At 34.8% G+C, this 22645-nt stretch carries 23 protein-coding genes, 1 other RNA gene and 2 riboswitches; of the genes, 20 read left to right on the top strand and 4 right to left on the bottom strand.

Going from position 1 to position 22645, the window contains the following annotated elements:
- Positions 1 to 35 precede the first annotated feature (35 nt).
- Entirely contained in the window at positions 36 to 1253 is a 1218-nt protein-coding gene (locus MKY02_RS20230; RefSeq protein ID WP_076034233.1) for a CynX/NimT family MFS transporter, read from the bottom strand.
- A 147-nt stretch (positions 1254 to 1400) separates the two neighbouring features.
- On the opposite strand from MKY02_RS20230, the gene MKY02_RS20225 reads away from it, so the two are divergent.
- Both MKY02_RS20225 and MKY02_RS20220 read left to right on the top strand, forming a co-directional pair.
- The gene (locus MKY02_RS20225) at positions 1401 to 2267 is read left to right on the top strand and encodes an aminoglycoside 6-adenylyltransferase (RefSeq protein WP_076034234.1); all 867 of its coding nucleotides are present in this window, start codon (positions 1401 to 1403) and stop codon (positions 2265 to 2267) included.
- Positions 2268 to 2390: 123 nt separating this feature from the next.
- A riboswitch (Lysine riboswitch) is annotated at positions 2391 to 2569 on the top strand.
- 107 nt (positions 2570 to 2676) lie between these two features.
- Positions 2677 to 4137: an amino acid permease gene (locus MKY02_RS20220; protein WP_038180553.1), complete on the top strand. Its 1461-nt coding sequence runs from the start codon at positions 2677 to 2679 to the stop codon at positions 4135 to 4137.
- A gap of 152 nt (positions 4138 to 4289) precedes the next feature.
- On the opposite strand, the gene MKY02_RS20215 is transcribed toward MKY02_RS20220, so the two are convergent.
- On the bottom strand, positions 4290 to 4478 hold the full coding sequence (locus MKY02_RS20215) for a hypothetical protein (protein ID WP_038180550.1): 189 nt from the start codon (positions 4476 to 4478) through the stop codon (positions 4290 to 4292).
- Between the two features lie 242 nt (positions 4479 to 4720).
- Positions 4721 to 4822, top strand: a riboswitch (purine riboswitch).
- 192 nt (positions 4823 to 5014) lie between these two features.
- On the opposite strand from MKY02_RS20215, the gene MKY02_RS20210 reads away from it, so the two are divergent.
- The 6 genes from MKY02_RS20210 (at position 5015) to MKY02_RS20185 (ending at position 11748) form a co-directional block, all read left to right on the top strand.
- The gene (locus MKY02_RS20210) at positions 5015 to 5602 is read left to right on the top strand and encodes a xanthine phosphoribosyltransferase (protein WP_038180547.1); all 588 of its coding nucleotides are present in this window, start codon (positions 5015 to 5017) and stop codon (positions 5600 to 5602) included.
- Positions 5599 to 6891 carry a nucleobase:cation symporter-2 family protein gene (locus MKY02_RS20205; RefSeq protein WP_143691037.1) on the top strand — a complete coding sequence of 431 codons (1293 nt, stop codon included), beginning with the start codon at positions 5599 to 5601 and terminating at the stop codon, positions 6889 to 6891. Before MKY02_RS20210 ends, MKY02_RS20205 begins: the two co-directional genes overlap by 4 nt.
- A 167-nt stretch (positions 6892 to 7058) precedes the next feature.
- Positions 7059 to 8024 (top strand): bile acid:sodium symporter family protein, encoded by a 966-nt coding sequence (locus MKY02_RS20200; protein ID WP_038180545.1) that lies wholly within the window; start codon positions 7059 to 7061, stop codon positions 8022 to 8024.
- Positions 8025 to 8307: 283 nt separating this feature from the next.
- Positions 8308 to 9543 carry an amidohydrolase gene (locus tag MKY02_RS20195; protein ID WP_038180541.1) on the top strand — a complete coding sequence of 412 codons (1236 nt, stop codon included), beginning with the start codon at positions 8308 to 8310 and terminating at the stop codon, positions 9541 to 9543.
- Positions 9544 to 9545: 2 nt separating this feature from the next.
- Positions 9546 to 10760, top strand: coding sequence for an amidohydrolase (locus tag MKY02_RS20190; RefSeq protein ID WP_038180539.1), 1215 nt, complete (start codon positions 9546 to 9548; stop codon positions 10758 to 10760).
- Positions 10761 to 10866: 106 nt separating this feature from the next.
- Positions 10867 to 11748, top strand: coding sequence for a DMT family transporter (locus MKY02_RS20185; RefSeq protein ID WP_340711641.1), 882 nt, complete (start codon positions 10867 to 10869; stop codon positions 11746 to 11748).
- A gap of 3 nt (positions 11749 to 11751) precedes the next feature.
- Here the strand turns inward: MKY02_RS20185 and MKY02_RS20180 are convergent, their stop codons facing one another.
- Positions 11752 to 12309 (bottom strand): SLOG family protein, encoded by a 558-nt coding sequence (locus MKY02_RS20180; protein ID WP_076034236.1) that lies wholly within the window; start codon positions 12307 to 12309, stop codon positions 11752 to 11754.
- A 431-nt stretch (positions 12310 to 12740) separates the two neighbouring features.
- Between MKY02_RS20180 and MKY02_RS20175 the strand changes: the two genes are divergently transcribed.
- The 3 genes from MKY02_RS20175 to MKY02_RS20165 all read left to right on the top strand — a co-directional run bounded on the left by MKY02_RS20175 (position 12741) and on the right by MKY02_RS20165 (position 14767).
- The gene (locus MKY02_RS20175; protein WP_038180533.1) at positions 12741 to 13202 is read left to right on the top strand and encodes a MarR family winged helix-turn-helix transcriptional regulator; all 462 of its coding nucleotides are present in this window, start codon (positions 12741 to 12743) and stop codon (positions 13200 to 13202) included.
- Positions 13189 to 13659, top strand: coding sequence for a glutathione peroxidase (locus tag MKY02_RS20170; protein ID WP_038180530.1), 471 nt, complete (start codon positions 13189 to 13191; stop codon positions 13657 to 13659). The genes MKY02_RS20175 and MKY02_RS20170 overlap by 14 nt, the downstream gene beginning before the upstream one ends.
- Before the next feature lie 199 nt (positions 13660 to 13858).
- Positions 13859 to 14767 carry a methyl-accepting chemotaxis protein gene (locus MKY02_RS20165; RefSeq protein ID WP_038180526.1) on the top strand — a complete coding sequence of 303 codons (909 nt, stop codon included), beginning with the start codon at positions 13859 to 13861 and terminating at the stop codon, positions 14765 to 14767.
- Positions 14768 to 14913: 146 nt separating this feature from the next.
- Here MKY02_RS20165 and ssrS read toward each other — a convergent pair.
- A non-coding RNA gene (ssrS, locus tag MKY02_RS20160) (6S RNA) lies at positions 14914 to 15109 on the bottom strand.
- Positions 15110 to 15223: 114 nt separating this feature from the next.
- On the opposite strand from ssrS, the gene MKY02_RS20155 reads away from it, so the two are divergent.
- From MKY02_RS20155 to MKY02_RS20115, 9 genes are all read left to right on the top strand, one after another.
- A complete protein-coding gene (locus MKY02_RS20155) occupies positions 15224 to 16099 on the top strand; it encodes a LysR family transcriptional regulator (protein ID WP_076034238.1) in 876 nt (291 codons plus the stop codon).
- A gap of 173 nt (positions 16100 to 16272) precedes the next feature.
- The gene (locus tag MKY02_RS20150) at positions 16273 to 17601 is read left to right on the top strand and encodes an LLM class flavin-dependent oxidoreductase (protein WP_076034239.1); all 1329 of its coding nucleotides are present in this window, start codon (positions 16273 to 16275) and stop codon (positions 17599 to 17601) included.
- Positions 17602 to 17678: 77 nt separating this feature from the next.
- A complete protein-coding gene (locus MKY02_RS20145; protein WP_038180518.1) occupies positions 17679 to 18431 on the top strand; it encodes an amino acid ABC transporter ATP-binding protein in 753 nt (250 codons plus the stop codon).
- A 24-nt stretch (positions 18432 to 18455) separates the two neighbouring features.
- A complete protein-coding gene (locus MKY02_RS20140; protein ID WP_038180515.1) occupies positions 18456 to 19472 on the top strand; it encodes an LLM class flavin-dependent oxidoreductase in 1017 nt (338 codons plus the stop codon).
- Between the two features lie 39 nt (positions 19473 to 19511).
- Positions 19512 to 19781, top strand: a complete 270-nt coding sequence (locus MKY02_RS20135) for a glutaredoxin family protein (protein ID WP_038180513.1) — start codon at positions 19512 to 19514, stop codon at positions 19779 to 19781.
- Positions 19782 to 19830: 49 nt separating this feature from the next.
- The gene (locus MKY02_RS20130) at positions 19831 to 20637 is read left to right on the top strand and encodes a transporter substrate-binding domain-containing protein (protein ID WP_038180511.1); all 807 of its coding nucleotides are present in this window, start codon (positions 19831 to 19833) and stop codon (positions 20635 to 20637) included.
- 26 nt (positions 20638 to 20663) lie between these two features.
- A complete protein-coding gene (locus MKY02_RS20125; RefSeq protein WP_038180508.1) occupies positions 20664 to 21368 on the top strand; it encodes an amino acid ABC transporter permease in 705 nt (234 codons plus the stop codon).
- An 18-nt stretch (positions 21369 to 21386) separates the two neighbouring features.
- Positions 21387 to 22094, top strand: coding sequence for an amino acid ABC transporter permease (locus MKY02_RS20120; protein ID WP_038180506.1), 708 nt, complete (start codon positions 21387 to 21389; stop codon positions 22092 to 22094).
- 26 nt (positions 22095 to 22120) lie between these two features.
- Positions 22121 to 22636, top strand: a complete 516-nt coding sequence (locus tag MKY02_RS20115) for a GNAT family N-acetyltransferase (RefSeq protein WP_038180503.1) — start codon at positions 22121 to 22123, stop codon at positions 22634 to 22636.
- The last annotated feature ends 9 nt before the right edge of the window (positions 22637 to 22645 follow it).

The following is a 22645-nucleotide window of genomic DNA, read 5'->3' as shown; positions in this document are numbered from 1 at the left end:
TAAAAACCCTAACCATTATAAGCTCGGATTCAACTCTATTTTTCAGGGGTAACATAACCTTCTTTTGCAGCATGCATACTAACAGTTACTAATAGCAGAACTGTAAAGATGAATAGAATGATAGCTGTTGTCCAGCTATTGGTAATATCGTGAACATAGCCAAATAGTACAGGACCGATAGCAGCTAATAAATAACCAAGTGATTGAGCAGTACCAGATAATTCTGCCGCTTCATGAGCAGTACGCGTGCGCAGTGAAAAATACATCATAGCTAAACTAAATGATGCACCACCTGCAAGTCCAAGTAAAATCATCCATAACACTGTTAAAGAGGTCCATCCAGCTAAAATACCTCCGAATCCTACTAGATAAAGAACGCCGAAAACAATAACAAGTGGGCGTTGATCTTTTCTACGGCCAGCAATAATGGGAATCATAAATGTTGCAGGTAATTGCGAGAACTGCATAAAGGAGAACATCCACCCAGCTGTATTAGCACTCATACCTTGTGATTGCAACATTTCAGGAATCCAAGCCGCAGTTGTATAGAAAATAAGAGATTGGAAGCCCATTGCTAATGTAACTGTCCAAGTTAGAGGTGATTTCCAAAGTGGGATGTGTTCTTTATTAGTTTCAGAGCCAATATTAGATTCAGACTTAGATTTACGAATTTGTGGGAGCCAAACAATAATAGCGATTATTGCTAAAATGAACCAGATACCTAACGCAATTCTCCAGCCGAGTTCTCCGCTAGCAAGTGGATAGCTAATACCAGCTGCTAAACTTGCAGATAGATTCATCGAAACAGTGAAAATTCCTGTTAGTAACCCAACTTGTAAAGGGAATTTTAATTTAATCAAACTTGGTAACAGTACATTTCCAAAAGCAATTGCTACACCGATTAGAGAAGTACCTAATAACAGTGTGGATGTGGTACCTAATGATCGAGTAAGAATCCCTACAGCAAGTAATGCTGTTGAGAATAGTAAAGTACGTTCTATGCCAAAGCGCTTTGAAAATTTTGGCGCTAATGGTGAAATAGCAGCAAAAGCAAGCAAAGGGATCGTTGTGATAAATCCTGCTAATACATTTGAAATATGAAGACCATCACGAATGAATGAGATAATTGGACCTACAGAAGTTAAAGGAGCACGTAATGTAGAAGCAATGAAAATAATCCCAATTACAAGTAGCCAAACTTTACGATTCCATTTTAGCTTGTTGCCATTTTGAACAGCTTTATTTGTTGCCAATTGTAACTCCTCCTATTATATATATTTATAAATCTTATAATATTTTAAACCTACTAATTGACAAAGGTTAATTATATCAAAGAAAATTGATAATTATAATAAGATGGCTCAAAATAAAATCACCAATTTAATACGGGGGTATTGATGATGAGAACAGCGCAGCAAATGATGGATTTAATCCTAGATATAGCGAAAAATGATGATCGCGTACGCGCGGTTTGTATGAATGGTTCAAGAACAAATATGAATGTGAAAAAGGATCCCTTTCAAGATTTTGATATCGTTTATATTGTGACGGATATCAAATCATTTACTAACACCCCTTATTGGGTAAATATTTTTGGAGAGAGAATCATTATGCAAACGCCAGAAGATATGGTGTTGTTTCCTCCTGAACTTGGTGGGCGCTATACATACTTGATGCAATTTTCGGATGGAAACCGAATTGATTTGATGCTTATCCCTGTCGAAGAACAAGAAGAATATTGTAAGGAAGATAGTTTAACCACAATCTTGTTAGATAAAGATGGGTCACTTCCTAAACTCCCTTCACCAACGGATGTGAATTATTGGGTGCAATGCCCGACAGAAGAACATTATAAGGATTGTTGTAATGAATTTTGGTGGGTTTCTACATATATTGCGAAAGGTTTATGGAGAAAAGAAATGCTCTATGCACAAGCACATTTTAATAATACGCGTGAAATGCTGATTCAAATGCTTTCTTGGCAAGTCGGAGTGCAAACAGACTTTTCTAAAAGCGTTGGTAAAAATGGCAAGGACCTAGAGTACCTGTTACCAAAAAAGGTGTGGGAGCAGTTACTCGCAACATATAATAATGCTAGCTATGATTCAGCATGGCAAGCACTATTTACTATGTGTGATTTATTCCAAAATACAGCAACAAATGTTGCTAGCATGCTTTCATTCCAAGGTTATGGAGAAAGTGTGATAGTGCTCAATTACTTAAAACATATTCAAACGCTACCGAGTGATGCAAAAGTTATATTCTGAAGTCTTAACAAAAATTAACTTAAATTGTTCTAATATTCAAGATAATTTACATCTTGAATATAGAACACTCTTGTATTATAATGGGGACATATTAAATTAATATATTGCAATGCCTCATCCATTCGATGAGGTAGAGGTCGCGGTATTAAAAAGTAAAATGGATGAGACGAAAAGCGTCGGGGATTCTATTTGAAAGGGAATATCGCCGAAGTGATTATAAGCTTTTTCTTATAATCATTGGGGCTGTTGCCGAAAGGTGCAGAACTGTCACGTCTTAGCAGGCGTGTTGAGCTATCTTTATCAAGGTTGATGGGCATATTTCGATACCATCGCATATTCCTTGTGATGGTATTTTTTATGACATCAAGTTAACCTTCTTGCAATGAAAAATGGAAAGAGGAGATTCTTAATGAGTAATAAAAATAATGGCCAAAGCGTAGAAACGCAAGGTCTTAATAGAGGATTGAAAAGTCGTCACGTGACGATGATTTCACTTGGAGGAACAATCGGTACAGGGCTGTTCTTAGCAAGTGGTGGAGCTATCCACGAAGCGGGTCCAGGTGGAGCGTTATTAGCATATTCTTTAATTGGTATTATGGTGTTCTTTTTAATGACAAGTTTAGGGGAAATGGCAGCATTTATGCCTGTATCAGGTTCATTTAGTACTTACGCATCTAAATTCGTTGACCCAGCGCTTGGCTTTGCTCTTGGTTGGAACTACTGGTATAACTGGGCAATTACGATCGCAGCAGAAATTGCAGCGGTATCATTAATTATGAAATTTTGGTTCCCAGACGTATCATCATTTGTCTGGACAGCAGGATTTTTAGTAATCATCTTCACTTTGAATGTCTTATCGATTAAAAGCTTTGGTGAAAGTGAATATTGGTTTTCACTAATTAAAGTCGTTACAATTGTTGTCTTTATCATCGTTAGTTTCTTGATGGTATTTGGTTTGATGGGTGGACAAGACCCAGTTGGATTCAAAAATTTCTTCATTGAAGATGGTCCATTCCATGGTGGTTTCTTCGCAATGTTCGGTATTTTCTTAGCAGCAGGTTTCTCATTCCAAGGAACTGAGCTACTTGGGATTACTGCGGGTGAAACAGATGATCCAGGAAAAAATATTCCGAAAGCTGTTCGTCAAGTTTTCTGGCGTATCCTTTTATTCTACATTTTAGCAATTTTAGCGATTGGCTTATTAATTCCATTTACTGATGAACGTTTAGCTAGTAGTGATATTACAGTTAGTCCGTTCACATTAGTATTTGAAAATGCAGGTATCGCGTTTGCAGCTTCAGTTATGAATGCGATCATTTTAACGGCGATATTATCTTCAGGAAACTCTGGTTTATATGCATCTTCACGTATGCTTTGGGAGCTTGCTAAAGACGGTAAAGCACCAAAAATGTTTACCAAACTAAACAAACGCGGTATTCCGATGGCAGCACTAGTAGCAACTTGTTTAGTTGCTTGTGTATCATTCATTGCATCATTCTTCGGTGATGGTGTTGTCTATATTTGGTTGCTAAATGCCTCAGGTATGTGTGGGTTTGTGGCTTGGCTAGGGATCGCAGTAAGTCATTACCGATTCCGTAAAGCATATATCATACAAGGTCGCGATTTAAACGAATTACCTTATAAAGCAAAATGGTTCCCGTTCGGTCCGATTTTTGCCTTTGTACTTTGTGCAATTGTTGTTGTTGGTCAAAACTATACAGCATTCACAGGTGACCATATCGATTGGTACGGTATGCTTGTTTCATATATCGGATTACCAATTTTCTTAGCCATTTGGTTCGGCTATAAAATTGTTCATAAAACGAAAGTCGTAAAACTAGAAGATTGTGACTTTGATAGTCACCGTTAACCTAAAAAACTACGTAGCCTTTAGGCTGCGTAGTTTTTTGTTTAATTAATTTATACCCATTTGCACTATTAAACATATTCATGAACGTGTTTAAGGGAAGTAAAGCAATAAATTATCTGAAGGGCATTTAATCAATAATGGAATAAGAAGAGTTATTGCAAATTCTTAAGTTCAGTGACATAAAGAGCTTCAATGTATCCACAATCATTACAATACTCTGCTGATACAGGTGAAGATTTCCCTCTAGTATTGCTTGCTGGCACCATTTGAAGTATTACAGCACCACTGTGAAGCACCCCTTTTTTCAATACGTTTCCATCACATTTAGGACATTTACTCATACCACATCTTCGACTCCTTGAAATTGTATTTTTTGTAAAATACCTTAAGGGGAATTATAGCATAAATTCCAATTTGCTGAGTTGAAATGAATGAGATACTTATATAGATGGAACTAGTTAAATACCACATAGTTCCTTTTGGTTTAGTGCTTTAAAAGGGCGAAAAAGATTGAATAGTCTTTCATTATTTGTAAGGATTGAAATTCAAAATTTCAGTGCTATAATAGGAACATTCTATAACGAAAATCTTAATAGCATTCACTCATATAAAAGCGAGAATAAGGCTCGCAAGTTTCTACCGGTTTGCCGTAAACAAACTGACTATGAGAGGCAATGATATAGAAAGTAAATGTCTAAAGACATTATTTTTCTATACCCAAAGAACTTTTAGCTCTAGGGACTTTGCTCCACTCGTAGTATGAATGGATGCATGGTTTCTGAGTTTTTTTATTATATTCTAGTTGATACAAACGCTTATTAATGATTAATATAGTAAAAATTTAGAAACCGCTAGGAAAAGAAGGGAGCGCCTAAACTTGAAGGCACTGCAGGACAAAATCGTACAAGATGGTAAAGTATTATCAGACACAGTATTAAAAGTTGATTCTTTCTTGAATCACCAAATCGATCCGAAACTTATGCAAGAAATCGGTCAAGAGTTTGCCAATCGCTATAAAGATGCAGGTTTAACAAAAATCGTTACAATCGAATCTTCAGGTATTGCACCAGCTACTATGGCAGGCCTTATTTTAGGTATACCCGTAGTATTTGCTCGTAAACGTAAATCTTTAACTTTAGCAGGAAATTTATATTCTTCAAAAGTTCATTCATTTACAAAAAATGAAACGAATGAAATTTCTGTATCAAAAGATTTCCTGAAATCAGATGATGTTGTACTAATTATCGATGATTTCTTAGCGAATGGAGAAGCTGTGAAAGGCTTACTTGATATCGTTGGACAAGCAGGCGCAACTGCTAGTGGCGTAGGTATTGTCATTGAAAAGGGTTTCCAAGATGGTGGCAAGCTACTTCGTGAAAAAGGTATTCGTATTGATTCTCTAGCAATCATTTCATCTTTGGAAGACGGTAAAGTTACATTTGCCGAAGGAGACTCAGCTCGATGAAAAACCTGAAATTAGTGACACTTGGGATTCAGCATTTATTAGCAATGTATGCGGGGGCTATTCTAGTTCCTTTAATCATTGGTAAGTCTTTAGGGTTTGATTCAACGCAATTAACGTATTTAGTTTCCATTGATATTATGATGTGCGGTATTGCAACACTATTACAAGTGGTACGTGGTAAATTTTTTGGTATAGGTTTACCAATCGTTTTAGGCTGTACCTTTACGGCAGTAGCACCAATTATTGCAATTGGTAAAGGATATGGCTTATCCGCAATTTATGGTTCTGTCATTGCTTCAGGCCTAATTGTAGTATTAATTGCAAGTTTTTTTGGAAAGTTAGTACGTTTTTTCCCACCAGTTGTCACTGGTTCAGTTGTAACAATTATAGGAATCACTTTAATACCAGTTGCTATTAACAATATGGGTGGTGGCCAAGGAGCTAAGGATTTCGGTTCTGCTCCTAACATCGCGTTAGCATTTGGTACATTGATTACTATTGTTTTAATTTATCGATTTACAAAAGGATTTGCTCGTGCAATTTCTATTTTAATAGGACTAGTACTCGGAACAATTGCGGCAATCTTCATGGATAAAGTTGACTTTACTCCGGTAATAGAAGCTGACTTTTTACAAATGGTTCAGCCATTCTATTTTGGTACACCAACATTCCATTGGGAACCAATCGTTACGATGACACTTGTAGCATTAGTATCTTTAGTAGAGTCGACAGGTTCTTACTTTGCACTTAGTGATATATGTAAGCAACCTGTGACAGAAAAGGATTTAGCTCGTGGTTATCGTTCAGAAGGTCTAGCTTCTATTATAGGTGGTCTTTTCAACTCATTTCCGTATACAGCATTCTCTCAAAATGTTGGGTTATTACAAATGACAGGCGTACGTACACGCAATGTTATTTTCATCACAGGTGGTTTCCTAGTAACTTTAGGTTTCTTACCTAAGGTAGCAGCATTAACGACAATCATTCCAACTCCAGTACTTGGTGGAGCTATGATAGCAATGTTCGGAATGGTTATCGCACAAGGCATTAAAATGTTAAGTACAACGATCAATCAATCTGAAGGTAATTCAATGATTATCGCTTGTGCAATCGGCATGGGCCTTGGTGTTACAGTTGTTCCAGATATCTTCAAAGTCTTACCTTCTAGCGTTCAAATCCTAACAAGTAACGGTATCGTTGCAGGAAGTGTAACTGCTATCCTATTAAATATTATTTTTAATATGATCCCATGGAGAAGAGAAGAATCAAAGAAAGAATTAATAGATTAAAAGCTTAAGATTATTTTAAGGTACATCATTTCTTTATAGTGGTGTATCTTTTTTTTATTATCGTAAATTACTAAAATACATCGTTTATAAACTAGACCATTAGTTTAGTATGATAATTTAAAACCTCAAGCATATAATCTAATAATATTGTTAAGGAGGTAAGTAACATGCAGACGATAGAAAAGATCGGGAAATTTGTTGGCGATACATTTGCCATTTGGGTCTTGATAGTTGCGGGTCTAGCATTATACGCACCAGAGCAATTTACGTGGATTGCCCCTCATATTTCATTATTATTAGGGATTGTTATGTTTGGAATGGGGATGACGCTATCTATAGGAGACTTTAAATTAATTTTGAAGCAGCCTAAGGGGGTTATAGTTGGTGTTTTATCTCAATTTATAGTCATGCCATCATTAGCATACATACTCGCAAAAGTATTTAATTTATCTCCAGAAGTCGCAATAGGTGTCATCTTAGTTGGAGCATGCCCCGGGGGGACAGCTTCAAATGTTATGACTTTTTTAGCGAAAGGGAATACAGCGTTATCTGTAACTGTCACATCTATTACGACTCTACTTGCGCCGCTTTTGACACCAACTATTGTGTTTTTATTAGCTAGTGAGTGGTTAAAAGTATCAGCAAGTGATATGTTCATCTCTGTTGTTAAAATTGTTTTAATCCCTATTGTTTTAGGCGTTGTTGTAAAATTAATATTTAAAAATAAAACGGATGCTGCAATTGGTGTGATGCCTTTCATTTCTGTTATTGCGATAGTAATGATTGTAGCTGCTGTTGTAGGTGGTAGTCGCGATAAAATTTTAGAAACAGGGCTATTAATATTTGCTGTTGTTATTTTACACAATGGTTTAGGGTTACTATTTGGATTCTTAATTGCAAAAGCACTGAAATTGAATTATGAAGATCAAAAAGCAATATCTATAGAAGTAGGAATGCAAAATTCCGGTCTAGGAGCAGCATTAGCAGTTGCCCATTTCAGTCCATTAGCTGCAGTGCCGAGTGCGATTTTCAGTGTTTGGCACAATATTTCGGGTCCATTACTCGCAACTTATTGGAGCTGGAAGGCAAATAAAAAAACGTTAAAAGTATTAGAAGGAAACAAAGAACAATAATTTAAGGCTATTCCACAGGTGTTAAATACTCGGTGGAATAGCTTTTTTATTTTGTCATCACTAATATGAGTATCAGGCTAGTTGTAGATAGTAAAAACCTATACCAAATTTAAAAATTAAGATAGGCTATACGTCAATATCATATTAATTATGAAACTATTGATTACAGAAAATAGAGAATATAGTGACAATAGTATATGATTTACAGAATGGGTGAAAGTTGCATACAATTCGATGCCCATTGTAGCCAACTTACAATTATAGAATTAGGAGGTAGTAAGCAATGCAGAATCTATTGATAAAAAACGCTAAGTTAGAAACAGGTTTTAGCTATATAAATGGTCATATTGTAAGTACGAAAACAGAGATATTTGATGTATTAATTATGAATGGACAAGTAACTGAAATAGGGAAAGGTATACTGGCTTCAAATATTGATATTTTAGATGCACAAGAATCTTTATTAATGCCTGCCTTTAGAGAAATGCATATTCACGTTGATAAAACATATTTTAGTGGTCCCTGGAAGGCTTGTAAGCCAGCTATGAAAGGTATTTTTACTAGAATAGAAGAGGAGGAGGAATTATTACCTGCTCAACTTCCTATAGCACTTCAGCGTGCAGAAAATATAATTCAATTACTACTTTCTCAAGGGCATACACATATCAGATCACATTGTAATGTGGATCCTAAAATCGGTACAAAGCATATAGAAATTACGAAAGAGGCATTTCGAAAATTTGAAGGACAAGTTACTTATGATATTGTAGCGTTTCCTCAGCACGGATTATTACGTTCGGGTGTTGAACCATTAATACGTGAAGCTATGAAAATGGGTGCCACACTAGTTGGTGGAGTAGACCCCTCTGTTATTGACCGTGATATTGATAAATCATTACATATTACTATGGATATTGCAGTAGAAGCAGGCACAGGCATCGACATGCACATTCATGATCCGAATACACTTGGTGCTTTTGAGTTCTATCAATTAGCGAAATTAACAAAGCAGGCAAACAAAGTTGGTCAAGTAACAATTAGTCATGCAATGGCTTTAGGAGACTTAGAAGGTAAAGAGTTAGAAGCATTAACGGAGACTTTAGCAGATGCTCAAATCGATGTCACTTCAACGGTGCCAATTGGTCGAACAACTATTCCAATTCCATACTTATATGATAATGGGGTGAAAGTTTCGCTTGGACACGATAGTTTAACAGATCACTGGTCACCATTCGGGACAGGGAATACTGTAGAAAAGTTAAATACATTTGCAGAAAGATTTAAATGTATTGATGAATACTCACTTAGTCGATGCTGGAAATATGCCTCAGGTGGAATTACCCCACTAAATGATGTAGGTACGAGAGTTTGGCCTCAAGCGGGGGATTTAGCGAATATAGTATTACTTGACGCAGAATGCTCTGCACATGCTGTTGCTAGAAGAAGACCAATTACGCATGTTATTTCACAAGGTCAGCTGATTTTCACAAATGAAGAACTAGTAGGACAGGAGGGGTAATAATGAGTAAAGTACAATGGCTTTCGAATGTAAAATTAGAAGTAGGAGAAAGAACCTTAGCAGATGGCACAGTTGAAACTGAAACAGCATTATTCCATATTCAAATAACTGAGGGTAAAATAACAAAATTAATATCTACTTCTGAAAACATTCCTTTTAACGAAGATAGTATTGATATGAAAGAGAAACTTGCCGTTCCAACATTTAAAGAAATGCATAATCATCTTGATAAAACATATATGTCATTAGGATGGAGAGCATGTACACCCGTAGCTAATCTAAAGGAACGATTGGCTCATGAAGCAAGTGAGTTGCCATTACTAGCGGATTCTACTCAGCAAAGAGCGACACAAATGATTGAAACAATTTTAGCTAATGGTGCGACACATATCCGTACACACGTTAATATTGATCCTTATATAGGACTGAAGAATTTAGAGGGTGTTATTGCAGCATTGGATTCATTCAAAGGTAAAGTAACAGCAGACATTATTGCATTTCCACAACATGGTTTGCTAAGAGATCATGTTCCTACTTTACTTAGAGAGGCGATGCGTAATGGGGCAACAATGGTTGGGGGATTAGACCCAGCAGGTATTGATAATGCAATAGAAAGATCTTTATATGAAACTATGAATATAGCTACAGAATTTGATGCAGACGTTGATATTCACCTTCATGATGGTGGGCACGTAGGCTATTATACAGTGGATAAATGGGTAGACATTGTTGAGGATGTAAATTATCATGGACGTACAGCTTTAAGCCATTCATTTTGCTTAGGTGATGTCTCTAGCCGTGAACAAGAAAAAATTGCTACACGCCTAGCAGAAAATAATGTAGCAATTATGTCTACAGTTCCTATTAATTTAAAGAGAGTGCTCCCACCAATCGATTTACTTGATCGATACGGAGTAAATGTGAACTTTGGTTGTGATGGTTTCTTTGATTCTTGGAGTCCGTATGGCTCTGGTGATGTTCTTGAAAAAGTAACTCGTTTTTGTGAATTAACGGGTAAAATTGATGAGAAATCACTTAGAAAAGCATTGAAATGGATTACAGGGGGACTTACAGCTCTAGATGAGGAAGGTCAAAAGGTTTGGCCGAATGTTCAAGATGATGCAAATTTTATTTTCTTTGATGCCACTTCATCTGCAGAAGTAGTTGCACGTAAACCACTTAAACGTACAGTCATGGTGAATGGTCAATTTGTATAAATAATTAGAGGATAACCCTAAAGGAAGCAGTGTTTACTGATCCTCTTAGGGGTATCCTCTTTCTAGAGTTATTGTGAAGGCTGAAAAATTATAGAAAGGTATTTTTATGAAAAACCAATTATTTACGTATTTTATTTTATTTTGTTGTGTTTTTGCTTGGGGGAGTAATTTTATTTTTGGTGCAATATTAGTAAATGTATTTGCTCCAAGTGTTATTGCGTTTATTCGATTAATTTTTATAGTGCTATTTTTATGGAGCATTACTTACCGAGAAGTAAGAAATTATAGGCTATCTAAAAAGGGGCTTCTAATATTAGTTGTTGCGGGGCTTATTGGTATTACCCTCAATCAATGGAGTTTTTATGCCAGTTTACAATATTCAGAACCAGTAAAAGCTGCTCTTATTTTAGCGTTATCCCCTATAATGACGGCCATTTTATCTGTAGTCTTTTTTAAGGAGCGAAAGAAAAAAGTATTTTGGTTCGGCTCATTAGCTGCCCTACTTGGTGTTTGGCTAGTCATAACGAATGGTTCCTTTGTGACAATTCACTTTGGTAAAGGTGAGTTATTAATAACATTAACAATGCTATCCTTTTCTATTTTCCTCATTTTTGTTCAACAATTATCAAAATCGATGCCACCTGGCGTCATAACTTTTTATAGTAATATTTTTGGTTTAATTGGGTTGCTACCATTTGTGCAGTGGAAGTATATGGAGCAAGCCCTTACTGTATCATTATCATATTGGTTACTATTAATAGTAACAGCGATTATTATGCACGGCCTATGTACTTATCTTTGGAATAACTCGATTCAAAAAGTAGGAGCATCTGATGCCTCGTTATTGATGAACTTGGAACCATTTATTGCTATGGTTGTGGGTTTAATCGTACTGGGAACTCCAATTGAAATAGTCCAGTTACTAGGTGGAATTGTAATTGTTTGTGGAGTTACTATTTCATTGAGAACTAAAAAAACTCTCCTCTAAAAACTAGTCCCATTCTTTCATCTGTTCTTCTTCAGCAACAACCTGTAAATCATAGGCGTTAATGTTGAGGATCGTGTAATCATGCTTGTCGGCATACAGTTCGGCAAGCTTTTTTATATATTTAGGAGAACCATCGTTTTCTTCATCATAAATAATGAGAATACCATCTGAATTTTTTATAAGGAATTTATTTTTCTCGATAAATTGCCAAGGAGCTTCATATGGTCGCTTCGTTAAACTCGTCACAAAGTTTGCTTTTGCCGCAATCATATCGTATTTTTCTTGTTTTTGTTCATTCCAATTCTTTTGTTGATCCAGAAAAGGTGTGATAATCGCATATTTTAACTCTGAATATTCTATTTGTAGTTCTTGTACAACTTCTGCTGCCCAAGTTTCTACACCGAGTTGTCCACTTAAAATAACCCATTCTAATCCATCATTAATTAAGGAAATCAATTGATTATGTAATGCCTTCTTTATAATCGTTATACCGGGGTGTTGATCATTAAAAATACCAAGTTCATGTGCTTTGTATCCAGTGATAACTAAACGTTTAAGCATGAAGTGCCTCCTCTATAGATTTATTATGTTATAAAGTATTTTACATGCTTAGTGAAGGAATGGAAAAGCATATGCAACAATTATAGTAGAGATAAAAAGAACCTATTTGAAAGTTAACCTCCCAAATAGGTTCTTTAATTGTTATCGCTTCTAAATTGAACAACTTTTTTTGTTTAGTTCAAATCTAAGGCTTTGGTTAATATATTATTTCCCGAACCTACACGGAGGCGAAGGTTTGCTGTTGTACTCGAAACAGATGGATTCAGACGAAGGTAAATTGTTTTTGTTCTACGTCCGCTTTCATCCGCAGTTACATAAAGAAAAAGTCTTATTATAGAATTGGAAAAGATATTTTAACTAAAAATTTACATTTCACGAAATATAAAATAAAATATATATCGTACACGATATATATTTATGGAGAGAGTAATGTGAATAAATCATTTAAATTAGACAACCAGCTTTGTTTTGAAGTTTATAAAGCAGCAAATCAATTTACAAAATTATATCGCCAAGTTTTAGAACCTTTTGACTTAACATATCCACAATATTTGGTACTTTTAGCTCTTTGGGAGAAGGATCAATTATTAGTGAAACAGCTTAGTGAAAAAGTGTGTTTAGGCATAGGGACACTAAATCCGATAATTAATAAGTTAGTTGATAAAGGATGGGTGACAAAGGAAATTTCTATTCAAGATAAGCGAGCTATTATTGTGTCGCTTACAGAAAAAGCACAAATACAAGAATCCTTAATAACCGAAGAAATTCTCAATAAAGTATCGGAATGTGAAACATTAATAGTGCAAGACGGGGTATTGAAATCACGGTTAAACGAATTAAACAAGTTATTAACACAATTAAATGAGATGAGGGATAAATGTGAGTATTTATGATATTGAAGTGAGATTGGATGATGGGACAAAATATAGCTTGGATCGTTATAAAGAAAAGGTTATGTTAATAGTTAATACAGCAACAAAATGCGGATTTAGTCCACAATTTGATGAACTTGAGGCGCTATATAAGAAATATAAAAAAGATGGCTTTGTTGTGTTGGGGTTTCCGTCTAATCAATTTCATCAAGAAGTAGCATCTGCAGAAGAGGCAGCTGCCAACTGTCGTCTTACGTATGGGGTTACATTTCCAATGCATGAAGTTGTCAATGTAAATGGTAAGGATGCACACCCAGTATTTCAATATGTTACTTCTCATTCAAAAGGTTTCTTAGGGAAAAGCGTAAAATGGAATTTTACGAAATTTTTAGTGAATCAAAATGGAGAAATTGTTCAACGTTTTGGTTCAAAAGATAAGCCGTATAGTTTTGAAAGGGAAATTCTAAAATATTTATAGAATATAAGATTTACATAATTGAACTATTTAGTAGGCAATAGAATCATTAAAAATTTTTAGATATATCGCAGAGTTGGTATGTTGGAACGAGGATAATAAATATATTCAATCAACTTAGATGGCTTTTTCATAGTTAAATTAAAGTGAAATACATTGAGTAATAATGACATGAATATTCAAATATAAGGGGTTGAATAATATGAATGTGTTGGAGAATCAGGTGACAGACGAACTTGTAGTGAAAGCCATTGAAAATAATTTAGCAATAATACGTTTTGATTTGAATCGAAAAGTGGCATACGTAAATAATCTTTTTGCACAAACATTAGGTTATAGTGTAGAAGAAATGTACGGGAAGAATCATAAAGAATTTTGCTTTCCATCCTTCGTAAACAGTGTATCCTATGAACGATTTTGGAGAAGTCTACTATCTGGGAGAAGCTTTCAAGATAAAATTGAACGGATGGATGCAACGGGAAATCGAGTATGGTTAGAAGCTACCTATATGCCTATTTTTGCTGAAAATAGTAATAAAATAGTAGGTGTATCAAAAATAGCTACTAATATAACAGAGCGTCAGAATATGATTGTGGAAGTAGCCGACGATTTAAAGAGCATGTCCAAACAGCTACATAATCGTTCCGAAGCCGGAATAATGAGAAGTCATGAATTGCGTGAGACGATTAATCGTATAGCAAGTGAATCAGAGGAAAATACAGTTAATTTAGTGAGTTTACAAAGTCAGGCTGATTCTATTAAAGGGATTGTGAAAACCATTCGTGAAATTGCTTCCCAAACAAATCTATTAGCATTAAATGCGGCAATTGAAGCTGCTAGGGCAGGAGTGCATGGTCGAGGTTTTGATGTTGTTGCAAAGGAAGTAAGAAAACTGTCTGAAAAGGTAGCTCATTCAATTTCCGAAGTGAGGGATAATGTTGAAGGAATTACTTTGGAAATTGAAAAAGTAACAGGAAGTATAAACCGAGTGTCTCAAAGTGTGGAGGAGACGCATGATCAAATCAATGTAGCAATACAAGACTTTGTAGAAATATCAACTTCTGCTAAAGCATTGGATGGAAAAGCGCATAATTTCACAGAGATTGTTTGAAGAGATAGTAAAATGAAAAAAACGTTCATGAATGTACGCACCGTACTAAGTGAACGTTTTTTAGCAATAGTAGGATTTGAATAGAAAGTCGAAATAGAATGAAAAAACCAGTTTCCTTAAAGGAAACTGGTTTGATAATTTAATTTTAATAAGCCGCGTATGCCGTAATTTTTTAATATTGAAAGTTTTAAACCACCACTCCTCAAAGTGGGTGTTCGCAGAGGGTTTCATGTTTGTCCGCATTAACAATGGAATGCGGCATGCCAATCCTTCCTCAATTAAAACTCCCTTTTACAGCTTAAAGGTTAAAACTTAATATGATTACGAACAATGCAGCCTGTATTCATATAATACTGCAAAATTGCTGTAACTGCAAGAATGATGATTACATAGTATTTACTTTCTTTTTCGAGTACACTAAGACTGAAAAATGGAATAATAAAGGGAGGTAAATAGATGAATATTGATCATTTAGAAGCCTTTATGTATGTCGTGCATTTGCAGAGTTTTCATAAAGCATCGAAGGCGTTATTCTTATCACAGCCTACAGTTACAGCACGGATTAAAACATTGGAACGTGAATTGAATACTGAATTATTTGAAAGGCAAGGAAGAGGAGTAATACTAACTCAGCAGGGGAGGGATTTTATTCCATATGCTCAGCAAATAATCCAAACATTTAATGATGGAAAACAGCAGATGAAACATCGGGAGAATCAGCATGAAATTGTAATTGGGGCAAATATAATAACTTCTCAATACTTTATTCCATTTGCTTTGTCTTTTTGGAAAACGCAAAATCCTGAGTTACGCTTTAAAATTGTATCTGCTACAAATGATGTGCTGTTAGAAAAGTTGTTGAATAAGCAAATTGATATGGCTTTTATGAAACAGTTAACAAGTGAAGGTATTCAACAAGATAGTATGCTTGATAATTCAGTGAGATTGATCGTTAGTCCTGGACATGCTTTATTAGGTAAGAAAATAATCACCGCAAAAGTACTAGCAGAGGAACCAATGGTGTTTTTTGAGTGTGGTGCTTTTGATTGGAATTTGATTTATAAATTGTTTGAGGTAGAGCAGGTAGAACCTCTTATTGAATTTAAAGTAGATCATTTAGAAGTAGCAAAATCACTCATTAAAAATAAACATTGTATTGGGTTCTTACCTTATTTATGTGTGAAGGATGAGCTTGCAAGAGGTGAATTAGTAGAAATAGATACTTCTCATTTGTTGTTGATTAAGCAACATGTCTATTTAACATATTTTCAAAGTGAAGCGGTTGAACTACTACGCAAGGATATAAATCGCTCTATAAATGCATTTCTATAATGGAAAATAGATTGATAGAAATTTTTAATCAATTATTAATTTTTCCTATCATTATTACTCTTGTCAGCTCTATATGAAAAATGTTAGTATTATCCACAATTAGAAAACGTATAATTCTTATCAGTTAACTTGTGATTAAAAATTATGCGGAATTGAAAATGGGAGGTATTAGTATGGCTGAAAAACGAGAAATCAAATTCGGTGCGATTATTCATGGTGTTGGTGGTAATATTTCAGGATGGCGTCATCCAAAAGTGTTAACAAATTCAAGTGTAAATTTAGATTTTTATACGCAACAAGCACAGAAGGCAGAGAAAGGGAAATTTGATTTAGTATTTATAGCAGATGGTCTATTTATAAATGAGAAATCAATTCCACATTTCTTGAATCGTTTTGAGCCGATAACTATTTTGTCAGCGTTAGCTGCGGTTACTTCAAAAATAGGTCTTGTTGGTACAGTCTCGACTTCTTATAGCGAACCGTTTACTATTGCACGTCAATTTGCTTCACTTGATCATATTAGCAATGGTCGTGCAGGTTGGAATGTCGTAACAACCCCATTAGAGAACACAGCATTAAATTACAATAAAACTGTTGATGAACATCCTGACCATGCAAAACGTTATCGCATTGCGGAAGAGTATTTAGAGGTTACAACAGGTCTTTGGGATTCTTGGGATGATGATGCATTTGTTGGGGATAAAGAAAATGATCAATTTTTTGACCCATCTAAGTTACATCAACTTAATCATCAAGGAGAATTCTTCTCTGTACAAGGACCGTTGAATATAGGTCGCACAAAGCAAGGGCAGCCAGTCATTTTCCAAGCAGGTTCATCAGAAGCAGGAAAACGCTTAGCAGCTAAAGATGCCGATGCCATTTTTACAATGGCTAAAACTTTGCAGGAAGCACAAGAATTTTACCAGGATGTTAAAGATCAAGTTAAAACCTTTGGTCGCAATCCTGATGAAGTTGTTATTTTGCCAGGGATCTCTCCGATTATTGGTGATACTGAAGAGGAAGCAGAAACAAAATATGAGGAATTAGCAAATTTAGTGTCTATTGAACGAGCACTAGCCTACTTGGGGCGCTACTTTGATCATCACGACTTTTCTCAATATCCACTAGATGAAACATTCCCTGATTTAGGTGATATAGGCGCAAATAGCTTTCGTAGTCATACAGACCGTATAAAGAAAGAAGCAATAGAGCAAAAATTAACTTTACGTCAAATTGCGTTGCGAGAAGCAACACCACGTACACAATTTATCGGTACACCTGAAAAAATTGCGGATTTAGTACAGCTATGGTTTGAGGAGCGCGGAGCAGATGGTTTTATTATAGCAGCTACATTGCCAGACGCATTGAATGATTTTGTTGATAAAGTTGTACCAATTTTACAACATCGTGGTATTTATCGAGAGGACTATGAAGCTGATACTTTAAGAGGGAATTTAGGATTGCCATTCAAACAAAGCCGCTATATAAAGCAAACTGTTTAAAATTTTTAGATTAATACCTAGTTATTCAATTTGAATAGTAATGATTTTTGAATAAAAGTATTGAGAGGAGGTATTAGATGATTGTTATTAAAGAGTTACGTAAAAGTTTTGGGCATAATGAAGTGCTAAAAGGAATTAATATCGAGGTCGATAAGGGCGAGATTATTTCAATTTTAGGACCAAGTGGATCTGGAAAGACAACACTTTTAAGGTGTTTAAATTATTTAGAAAGGCCAGATGGCGGCACTATAACACTCGGTGATATTTCTATTAATTCTGGTAAGGTAAATAAAAAAGAAATTAATAATTTGCGTAAAAAATCTGCGATGGTTTTTCAAAGCTATAACTTATTTCAACATAAAACAGTACTGCAAAATGTAATGGAAGGTTTAATTGTAGTACAAAAAAGAAACGCAAAGGAATCGAAAGAAATCGCATTAGAAGTGCTACAAAAAGTAGGGCTAAAAAATAAAATAGATTCCTATCCTAGTCAATTATCAGGAGGACAGCAACAACGTGTAGGAATTGCTAGGGCACTTGCTTTAAATCCCGATGTTATTTTATTTGATGAGCCTACATCAGCCTTAGACCCAGAATTAGTCGGAGAGGTTTTAGAAGTAATCGCTAAAATTGCTAAAGAAGGAAAAACAATGATTATCGTGACTCATGAAATGAACTTCGCTAGAGAAATATCTGACAGAATTATTTTTATGGATAATGGTGTTGTAGTAGAAGAAGGGACACCAAACAATATATTTGTTGAGCAGAAAGAAGAACGTACAAGACAATTCTTAAAAAGGATGACTCCCGAGTTGGATTATTCCATTTAAGGAGAAAAGAGGAGAGTTGGAACGATGGCATATAAAATTGGAATACTTGATCAAAGTCCAGTCATTGAAGGATCTTCTAATCATGACGTTTTGCAACAGTCAGTAAAACTAGCACAACTTGCAGAAGATTGGGGGTATGAGCGATTTTGGGTATCAGAACATCATAATTCAGTTGATGTTGCAGGTTCATCCCCTGAAGTATTGGTATCTTACTTATTAGCTAAAACAAAAAGAATTAGAATTGGTTCTGGAGGTGTGATGCTTCAACATTATAGTCCATATAAAGTAGCAGAAAACTTTCATGTATTGTCTACTCTAGAACCGGGACGTGTAGATTTAGGGATTGGCAAAGCACCAGGTGGATTACCTTTATCAACGAAAGCTCTACAATATGGAACTGTTAATAATGGTGAAGATTTTGAGGAACGTTTAATATTCTTACAGCAATTAATAGATGACAAAATTCCCGCGACGCACCCACTAGCAGGAATTCAAGCTACTCCAATACCACCTAATAAACAGGAATTATATTTGTTAGGTGCTAGTCCAAACAGTGCAAAATTAGCTAGGGAATTAGGAATAACATTTGTATTTGCACGCTTTATTAATAGTGATGACAGTATTATTGCTGAGGCATCAAAAGTCTATAAGGAAAATAATACGAATGGAAAATTCATTGTAGCTGTAGCAACAATTGCAGCACCAACTTCACAAGAAGCAAGAATTTTAGCTGAGAACCAAAAGATTGTAAAAGTACATTTAGCGAGTGGACGTAGTTTGACTTTAAATTCGTATGAAGCAGCAGACAAATTCGGCCAAGAGTCCGGTCAGGATTATGAGGTGAAGGAATATGCAGCGAATATAATTGCTGGCACAGCTACTGAAGTGAAGAGTACGCTAGACCAACTGCATCAGTTATACAGTATAGATGAATTTATTTTACATACACCTATACCTAAAAGTGAAGAGCGTTTAAAGTCCTTTGAATTATTAAGTCCAAAATCCTTAGCAACAATGGTACGCAAAGAAGTATCAATATAATAGCTATAAAAAAAATATTATATTCCGGGGGTAGATAGCATGTCAGAAAATATATCTATTATAATTTGGTCAAAAGAAGGCTGTAGTTATTGTGATGATGTAAAAAAATATTTAGTTGACAAAGAGTTATCTTATAAAACAGTGGATGTCACTAATAATGATCATTTAAGAGATATTTTAGATGTAAAATACGGTGTACGTCACGTACCTGTTGTAGAAATTGGTCAAGGAAATGTATATCGTGGAGTAACGGAAGTAGGAATAGAGCATTTGCAAGAAGCATTAGATGAAGTATTTGTTTTGGATTAAAACCAAGTAAACAAATAGATATTTAGTTATTTAAGTGGGAGGGAAAATAATGAAGAAACTATGGTTATGGGGTCTTTTATTTGTAATAGCTTTATTGAGTGCTTGCTCATCAAAGGCAGAGTCAGTGGATGATAAAGGAAGTTCAACAAAGGTTCAGAAAATCATTGTTGGTACGGGTACTCAGTTTCCAAATATCTGTTTTATAAATGATGAAGGAAAGTTGACGGGGTATGATATCGAAATTGTAAAAGCGATAGATGAAAAGCTACCGGAATATGAATTTGAATTTAAGACGATGGAGTTTTCAAATTTATTATTAAGCTTAGAAACTGAAAAAATTGACCTTATCGCGCATCAAATGGAAGTGAATAAAGAAAGAGAAGAAAAGTTTTTATTCAATAAAGAACCTTATAATGTTTTTCCGTTAAAGGTGACTATTCATCAAGGCAATAATGATATTAAATCAATTAATGATTTAGCAGGGAAAAAAATTAGTGTTACTCCAACTAGTAATTCAGCCGTTTTCATTGAAGAATACAATAAAAAACATAATTTAGGAGCAAAAATCAATTACGGGACTAACACAACTGATATTATCAATCAACTTAAAACAAAACGTATAGATGCTATTATTTCAACACCTTTTGCAGCTGAATTTTATAATGAGCAAGCAGATGCACAGCAAAAAGTAGTTGGGGAAACATTACTAAATTCTAAAGTGTATTTCTTGCTAAATAAGGATGAAACAACACTTTCAAATAGAGTGGATGAGGCACTTAGAGAATTAAAGAAAGAGGGAGTTGTTAGCAAATTGAGCGAGAAATGGCTAGGAGCAGATTATTCTGTTGAGTTTTAAATAATAGTTTGGAAGGAAGCGAGTGGATGGGGAAAGTATTTGATCCGGCATTAATTATTGAATTTATTCCTACATTAATAAAATACTTGGGTATTACTCTAGAAATTTTAATTTATTCTATAATACTTGGAATTTTAATTGGTATAGTTGCGGCTATACCAAAGTTGTTTCATATTCCAATATTAAAGCAATTGATTACTTTATATATATCATTTATTAGAGGTACACCTATACTTATTCAGTTATTCCTTGTCTACTATGGGCTACCAGCAGTTTTAATGATATGGAATATAGATATTACAAGAATGGATGCACTCTATTTCGTTATTATTACTTATTCACTAAGCAATGGAGCAATTTTTGCAGAGATATTTCGCAGTGCCATTTCAGCTATCAATTATGGTCAAACGGAAGCAGCTTATTCAATAGGAATGACTCGTTTTCAAAATTTCTATAGAATTATATTTCCACAAGCAATTAGAATCGCATTTCCTAATATCTCAAATTCTATAATAGGTTCTTTAAAAGATACTTCTTTAGCTTTTACAATTGGTGTAATGGATATGATGGGGAGGGGCGAGACGTTAATCGCTTCAACTGCACATGCTTTAGAAGTGTATATTTCATTAGCAATTGTTTATTACATTGTTGTAGTGATTTTAGAGAAAGCATTTAAAATTTCGGAGAGATATTTAAATCGTTATCAACCAAGTGAAACAGCTACTATTTGAGAAGGGGTGTAAAGTAATATGACAATTGACTTTCCTTTTATCTGGATTGCATTCAAAGAACTATTAAAAGCTGCCCCGTTAACTCTAATTCTTACATTTACACCTATTATTATTGGTTTTTTTATCGGAATATCTGTTGCAATGATTAGAGCATATAATTTGAGGTTTTTAAGTCAAATAGCTAATGGTTATGTTTCTTTCTTTAGAGGAACTCCTGCAATTATGCATATTATGTTAATTTATTTTGGTGTACCGCTATTACTGGATATATTAATAAAATATTTACATTTACCTATACAATCTAACTCTATTCCTATTGTTTTGTTTGTCATAACCGCTTTATCTTTAACAGCGGGATCCTATTTATCTGAGATTATTCGATCAGGGATATCTAGTGTATCTCAGGGGCAAATAGAGGCAGCGTATGCAATAGGGATGAATACATTTCAAGTACTGAAAAGAATTATTTTACCTCAAGCATTAGCTCAGTCTATTCCTAATTTTACAAACTTAATAATCGGCTTTTTACATACTACATCAATTGCTTTTCTAGTATCTCAAAAAGAAATTACAGGTGCTGCAAATATAATCGCTTCCAAAAATTTAAAGTTTTTGGAGGCTTTCATAGCAGCTGGTCTTTTATACTGGATTATTACAGCAATTATAGAATGGGTATCTTATGCCGTAGAGAAAAAGGCGAAATCCTATAATAATAGTGCAATTTAAATGAAACTAGAAAGGGGTCAGGAATAATGGGGAGTATTATTGCAATAGATGTCTTGTTAGAACAAGAAAAGGATGCAACACGTGAAGTTTTAGTGAAAAGCTATGAACAATATAAAGATAGTTATGAAAATGAGGAAGTTTGGAATACGTATATTGGGGAGATTAGAACTTCATTAGACAACCCTAATTTGGACCGCGTTTTAGTAGCGAAAAGCAACGATAATATTTTAGGAACATTACAAATTTTTTCTTCATCTAAAGAAGCATATGGTTTGCCTGAGTTAGAAATCCATACTCCTGTTGTACGTTTGTTGGCAGTGCATCCTTCTGCTAGAGGGAAAGGTGTGGCAAAAGAACTGTTAAAAGTAAGTATAGAGTATGCTAAACAAAAAGGAGCTGAGTCTCTTTATTTGCATACCACAGATAAAATGTCAGATGCAATTAGATTGTATGAATGGCTTGGGTTTCAAAGAGATCAAACCAAAGAGTTTTATAAATTTAATACATTAGTGAAATGTTACAGATTTGATATAGCAGAGTAGGAAGGAGGT

The organism is Viridibacillus sp. FSL R5-0888, from assembly GCF_038009105.1.
Taxonomy (GTDB): domain Bacteria; phylum Bacillota; class Bacilli; order Bacillales_A; family Planococcaceae; genus Viridibacillus; species Viridibacillus arenosi.
This window is presented reverse-complemented; position numbering and strand designations above follow the sequence as displayed.

Excerpts from the sequence above, each read along its gene's own strand:
- MKY02_RS20225 (WP_076034234.1), top strand. The coding sequence starts at position 1,401 with ATGAGAACAGCGCAGCAAATGATGGATTTAATCCTAGATATAGCGAAA.
- MKY02_RS20220 (WP_038180553.1), top strand. The coding sequence starts at position 2,677 with ATGAGTAATAAAAATAATGGCCAAAGCGTAGAAACGCAAGGTCTTAAT.
- MKY02_RS20215 (WP_038180550.1), bottom strand. The coding sequence starts at position 4,478 with ATGAGTAAATGTCCTAAATGTGATGGAAACGTATTGAAAAAAGGGGTG.
- MKY02_RS20205 (WP_143691037.1), top strand. The coding sequence starts at position 5,599 with ATGAAAAACCTGAAATTAGTGACACTTGGGATTCAGCATTTATTAGCA.
- MKY02_RS20200 (WP_038180545.1), top strand. The coding sequence starts at position 7,059 with ATGCAGACGATAGAAAAGATCGGGAAATTTGTTGGCGATACATTTGCC.
- MKY02_RS20195 (WP_038180541.1), top strand. The coding sequence starts at position 8,308 with ATGCAGAATCTATTGATAAAAAACGCTAAGTTAGAAACAGGTTTTAGC.
- MKY02_RS20190 (WP_038180539.1), top strand. The coding sequence starts at position 9,546 with ATGAGTAAAGTACAATGGCTTTCGAATGTAAAATTAGAAGTAGGAGAA.
- MKY02_RS20185 (WP_340711641.1), top strand. The coding sequence starts at position 10,867 with ATGAAAAACCAATTATTTACGTATTTTATTTTATTTTGTTGTGTTTTT.
- MKY02_RS20180 (WP_076034236.1), bottom strand. The coding sequence starts at position 12,309 with ATGCTTAAACGTTTAGTTATCACTGGATACAAAGCACATGAACTTGGT.
- MKY02_RS20165 (WP_038180526.1), top strand. The coding sequence starts at position 13,859 with ATGAATGTGTTGGAGAATCAGGTGACAGACGAACTTGTAGTGAAAGCC.
- MKY02_RS20155 (WP_076034238.1), top strand. The coding sequence starts at position 15,224 with ATGAATATTGATCATTTAGAAGCCTTTATGTATGTCGTGCATTTGCAG.
- MKY02_RS20150 (WP_076034239.1), top strand. The coding sequence starts at position 16,273 with ATGGCTGAAAAACGAGAAATCAAATTCGGTGCGATTATTCATGGTGTT.
- MKY02_RS20145 (WP_038180518.1), top strand. The coding sequence starts at position 17,679 with ATGATTGTTATTAAAGAGTTACGTAAAAGTTTTGGGCATAATGAAGTG.
- MKY02_RS20140 (WP_038180515.1), top strand. The coding sequence starts at position 18,456 with ATGGCATATAAAATTGGAATACTTGATCAAAGTCCAGTCATTGAAGGA.
- MKY02_RS20135 (WP_038180513.1), top strand. The coding sequence starts at position 19,512 with ATGTCAGAAAATATATCTATTATAATTTGGTCAAAAGAAGGCTGTAGT.
- MKY02_RS20130 (WP_038180511.1), top strand. The coding sequence starts at position 19,831 with ATGAAGAAACTATGGTTATGGGGTCTTTTATTTGTAATAGCTTTATTG.
- MKY02_RS20125 (WP_038180508.1), top strand. The coding sequence starts at position 20,664 with ATGGGGAAAGTATTTGATCCGGCATTAATTATTGAATTTATTCCTACA.
- MKY02_RS20120 (WP_038180506.1), top strand. The coding sequence starts at position 21,387 with ATGACAATTGACTTTCCTTTTATCTGGATTGCATTCAAAGAACTATTA.
- MKY02_RS20115 (WP_038180503.1), top strand. The coding sequence starts at position 22,121 with ATGGGGAGTATTATTGCAATAGATGTCTTGTTAGAACAAGAAAAGGAT.